Annotated in this window: 3 protein-coding genes; all 3 read right to left on the reverse strand. The window is 70.9% G+C overall.

Features of this window, described 5'->3' with window-relative positions; all coding sequences use genetic code 11:
* Positions 1 to 1,897, reverse strand: a 1,897-nt coding sequence (locus HF577_RS36580) for a proton-conducting transporter transmembrane domain-containing protein (protein ID WP_169400581.1), incomplete at its 3' end; no start/stop codon positions are given.
* Between the two features lie 466 nt (positions 1,898 to 2,363).
* Entirely contained in the window at positions 2,364 to 2,648 is a 285-nt protein-coding gene (locus HF577_RS36585; protein ID WP_312859619.1) for a hypothetical protein, read from the reverse strand.
* A 40-nt stretch (positions 2,649 to 2,688) separates the two neighbouring features.
* Positions 2,689 to 4,365 carry a sodium:solute symporter family protein gene (locus HF577_RS36590; RefSeq protein ID WP_169400583.1) on the reverse strand — a complete coding sequence of 559 codons (1,677 nt, stop codon included), beginning with the start codon at positions 4,363 to 4,365 and terminating at the stop codon, positions 2,689 to 2,691.
* Positions 4,366 to 4,533 lie beyond the last annotated feature (168 nt).

Below are 4,533 nucleotides of genomic sequence, written 5' to 3' on the forward strand. Positions count from 1 at the left end.
CACCCACCCCGTACCCGATCACGCCGACCAGGAGCACGGCGGTCAGGCGCCGCCGGGCCCGGACCGCGGCCAGCGCCGCGATCACCACGACGATCGCGAGCGGCACCTGCGTGAACGAGTGGTAGATCGGCTGCCCGCCGGGCCACGCGCCCCCCAGGATCGTGGCCACGCCGGGCAGCAGCACGAACGCCACGAGGATCGTGGCCAGGTAGGCGGGGAGGGAACCGACCTGCAGGCGTCCCGTCACGGTCAGCGCGAGACGCGCGATGGCGGCGATGGTCAGCTCGTAGCCGCGCTGCGCGTCGAGCGGGCTGCGGGAGGACAGGGCGAGCACCCGGGCCCGCTGCGCGTGCAGGAGCAGGCCGCCGGCGATCGCCACCGCGGTGAACAGCAGCGGGAGGCCGAGGCCGTGCCAGATCGCGAGATGGTAGCCGGACTCGTCGGGGTACTCGGCGGCGTAGCTCGCACCGAGCGCGTCGACCACGGGGTAGGCGATGCCGAGCGCCAGGCCGGCGATGGAGCAGATCCAGACGGGAACGGTCAGCAGCGCGCCCGGCCGGTGCACCTGCGTCGGCTCGAGCCCGGGCTTGCGGGCGAACGCGCCCCACAGGAAACGGGCGCTGTACGCCGCGGTGAGCACCGACCCGAGCAGCAGCCCGAGCGCGACGATCCACCCGCGCAGACCGCCCTCGTCGAGGAAGCCCTCGAACGCGGCCTCCTTGCCGACGAACCCCAGCAGCGGCGGGATCCCGGCCATCGACGCCACGGCCAGCGCCGCCGCGACGGCCGTACCCGGCAGAGCGGTACGCAGGCCGGAGAGCTTGCGCAGGTCGCGGGTGCCCGTCGCGTGGTCGATCGTGCCGACGGCCATGAACAGCGGCGCCTTGAACAGTCCGTGCGCGAGCAGCAGCGCGATGCCGGCGAGCGCGGAGATCTCCCCCAGCGGTCCGCCGCTCCCGAGCAGCACCGTCAGGAACCCGAGCTGGCTGACCGTGCCGAAGGCGAGCAGCTGTTTCAGGTCGGTGGCCGACAGCGCCCGCCACCCGCCCACGATCATCGTGCCGAGCCCGACGACGACCACCGGCACCCACCAGACGGCCTGGTCGGAGAAGCCGGGCGCGAGCCGCGCCACCAGGTAGACCCCGGCCTTCACCATGGACGCCGCGTGCAGGTAGGCGCTCACGGGCGTGGGGGCGACCATCGCGGCGGGCAGCCACGGGTGGAACGGCAGCTGTGCCGACTTCGTGAATGCCCCGAGCAGGATCAGCAGGAGCGCGGCGGTCACGGCACCGCCGTGCAGGCTGCCCGCCTGACCGGCGTCCACGATCTCCGAGATCCGGTAGGTGCCCGCCGCCTCACCGAGGAGCACGAACCCGAGCAGCATCGCCAGCCCGCCGAACACGGTGACCAGCAGGGCCTGCACCGCGGCGCGCCGCTCCTCACCCTGCTCGCCGCCCTGCCCGACCAGGAGGAACGACGCGATCGAGGTCAGCTCCCAGAACACGTAGAGCGTGAGCAGGTCATCAGCCAGCACCAGGCCCAGCATCGCGCCGGCGAAGGCGAGCAGCAGGGCGGCACTGCGCGGGGCCTCGCTGGAGTCGCTGCCGAAGTAGCCGACGCAGTACACGAGGATCACGGCGCCGAGCCCCGACGCCAGCACGATCATCGCCAGGGCCAGGGCGTCGAGCCGGAAGCTCAGCATCAGACCGAGCGTGGGTGCCCAGGCCGTGGTGGCCGTGACACCGCCGGCGAGCGCGGGACCGGCCTCGGCGAGCGCCCACAGCAGCGTCGCGGCAGGGAGGACGGCCGCCACCGCGAACGCCGCCCGCCTGTTGCGTGCCGAGACCAGCGGGAGCAGGGCCGCCACCACGAGGTGTGCGACGACGAGCGCGAGCAACGGCGACTCCTCCCGATCCCGGAGTGCGGCGCCGGCGGCCGAGCTCTCCGCACGGAGAGCTACCCCGGAACTGCGCGATCATTGCCCGGCCTCGTGCGGCCCACGGGGGCCGAGCACCGGAGATTCCGGGCGACCGAGCGCGGTGACGACCCTACCGGGCCTCCCGATCCGTCCCCTCCGTCCTGGATCGCCGGGCGGCGTGAGTGGCCTCACGTCTCGATCTGGAACGATCCAGAAGATCGATGCGATGTACAGGGTGCAGGCGCACAGCGCGCCCGCCACCCGCAGCGAAGCGGAGTGGGAAGACAACCCGAGGAGGACAGCATGACCAGCACCACCAGGCGTATCAGTGCCGGGCTTCGGCAGGCTCTGCGTCGCCTCGACGACTGGACCTTGTTCGCGTTCAACCCGCGCTACCCCACCCCGGGGCGCGACTGAGCGTCGACCCGCCGGGCGGGGCCGCTTCTCAGCGGCTCTCGCTCGGCGGCACCAGTGGCCGGAGCCGCGCCCACAGCGCGAACAGCGCGGCCACGATGATCATGATGATCCCGGACCACAGGTTGATGTCGATCCCGCCGGCCTTCTGCAGCTGCGCCTCGCTCTCGAAGAACAGGCCCTGGATCGTCAACACGATCCCGTAGATCCCGAACAGCAGTGCGATGATCGAGCGCAGGTCGAACAGCTGCGATGCGGCGCTGGGCGGGGCCTCGGTGCCGCCCTGGTCGACGGCGGTCTCCTTCGGTTCGGTCACGGATGCCTCCTGTCGGGACTCACTGCTGGTCTGTGCTGGGTCAGGCGAAGAGCAGGTAGAGCACGATGGTCAACGCGATCACGATCGCGCCGAGCACCACCGGTGACTGCCACCAGCTGCCCTCGTCCTCACCGGTCCGACCCCGCTCCCGGGGGGTGAGCGACCAGGTCAGCCCGACCAGTTCGGCCTCCGGCCGCGGCGCGGTGAACATCGTGACGACCACCCCCACCGCGATCCCGACGACGAACGCGGCACTCGCGGCCAGGAACGATCCCGCCTGCGACGAGACGGCGATCACCCCGCCGCGCACGAGCGAGTCGACGATCACGGCCGCGATCGTGCCGCCGATCAGCCCGGTCCAGCCGGCCGTCCCGCTCATCCGCTTCCAGAACAGGCCGAGGATGAACACCGCGAACAACGGGGCGTTGAAGAAGCTGAACAGGGCCTGGATGTAGTCCATCAGGTTCTCGAAGCTGCCCGCGATGAACGCCGTGCCGATGGCCAGCACGCAGCCGATCACGGTGACCGCGCGGCCGACCCGCAGGTAGTACCCGTCCGGCCGGCCGGGGCGGACCCAGTCCTGCCAGATGTCGTAGGTGAACACGGTGTTCAGCGAGCTGACGTTGGCCGCCATACCGGCCATGAACGACGCGAGCAGGCCGGCCAGCGCCACCCCGAGGATGCCGTTGGGCAGCACCTCGTTCATCAGGAGCGTCAGCGCGTTGTTGTAGGTGACGTCGGTGGCGCCACCCTGCTTCAGCGTGGTGAGCTGCGGCACCAGCACCCCGGCGATCATGCCGGGGATCACCACGACCAGCGGGATCAGCGCCTTCGGGAACGCCGCGATGATCGGCGTGCGGCGGGCGGCCGACATGCTGCGGGCCGACAGGGCCCGCTGCACCTCGGCGAAGTTGGTGGTCCAGTACCCGAACGAGAGCACGAAGCCCAGCCCGAACACGATCCCGAGCACCGACCAGAACGGGTTGGCGATCTCGGTGAGAGCGGTGCCCGGCCACGACGACACCTGCTCAGGGCCCGGCGGGAGCCCGCTCACCTGCTGCTTCAACCCGTCCCAGCCGCCGACGCGGGCCAGCCCGGCAACGGTGAGCGGGATGAGCAGGGCCAGGATCACGAAGAACTGCAGTACCTCGTTGTAGATCGCCGCCGACAGGCCGCCCAGGAACGTGTAGCTCAGGACGACCAGCGCCGCGATCGGGATGGCGACCTGCGGCGGCCAGCCGAGCAGCGCCTCGAGGATCAGTCCGAGCGCGTACAGGTTCACCCCGGCGATCAGCACCGACGCCAGCGCGAACGTCACCGCGTTGACCCGCTGGGTCGTCTTGTTGAACCGCATCCGGAGGAACTCCGGGACGCTGCGCGCCTTGCTGCCGTAGTAGAAGGGCATCATCACGATGCCGAGGAACACCATCGCGGGGATGGCGCCGATCCAGTAGTAGTGGAACGTGGCCACGCCGTACTGCGCGCCGTTGGCCATCATCCCGATGAGCTCGATCGCCCCGAGGTTCGCCGAGACGAATGCCAGCCCCGTGACCCAGGCCGGCAGTGACCGCCCGGACAGCAGGAAGTCCAGGCTGGAGGCGATCGACCGGCGGGCCATCACCCCGATCCCCAGCACCAGCACGAAGTAGAAGACGACGAACACGTAGTCGATCGCGGTCGTGTCGAGCCGCAGATCGGTCTGCGCGAGCACCTCCACCGTTGTTCCCTCCACCGCTCATCGAACCCGTGGTGAGCGGATCATTCGCCCTGCGGCCCGATCCCGCCATCGCTGGCGGTGGGTAACCATCCGATCGACACCCTCCTGTCGCCCGGCCCCCCTCCGCCACCCCGCGACTCGCGGGCGGATTCGGGGCGACTCGCGGGG

This window comes from Pseudonocardia xinjiangensis (assembly GCF_012911925.1).
GTDB lineage: Bacteria > Actinomycetota > Actinomycetes > Mycobacteriales > Pseudonocardiaceae > Pseudonocardia > Pseudonocardia xinjiangensis.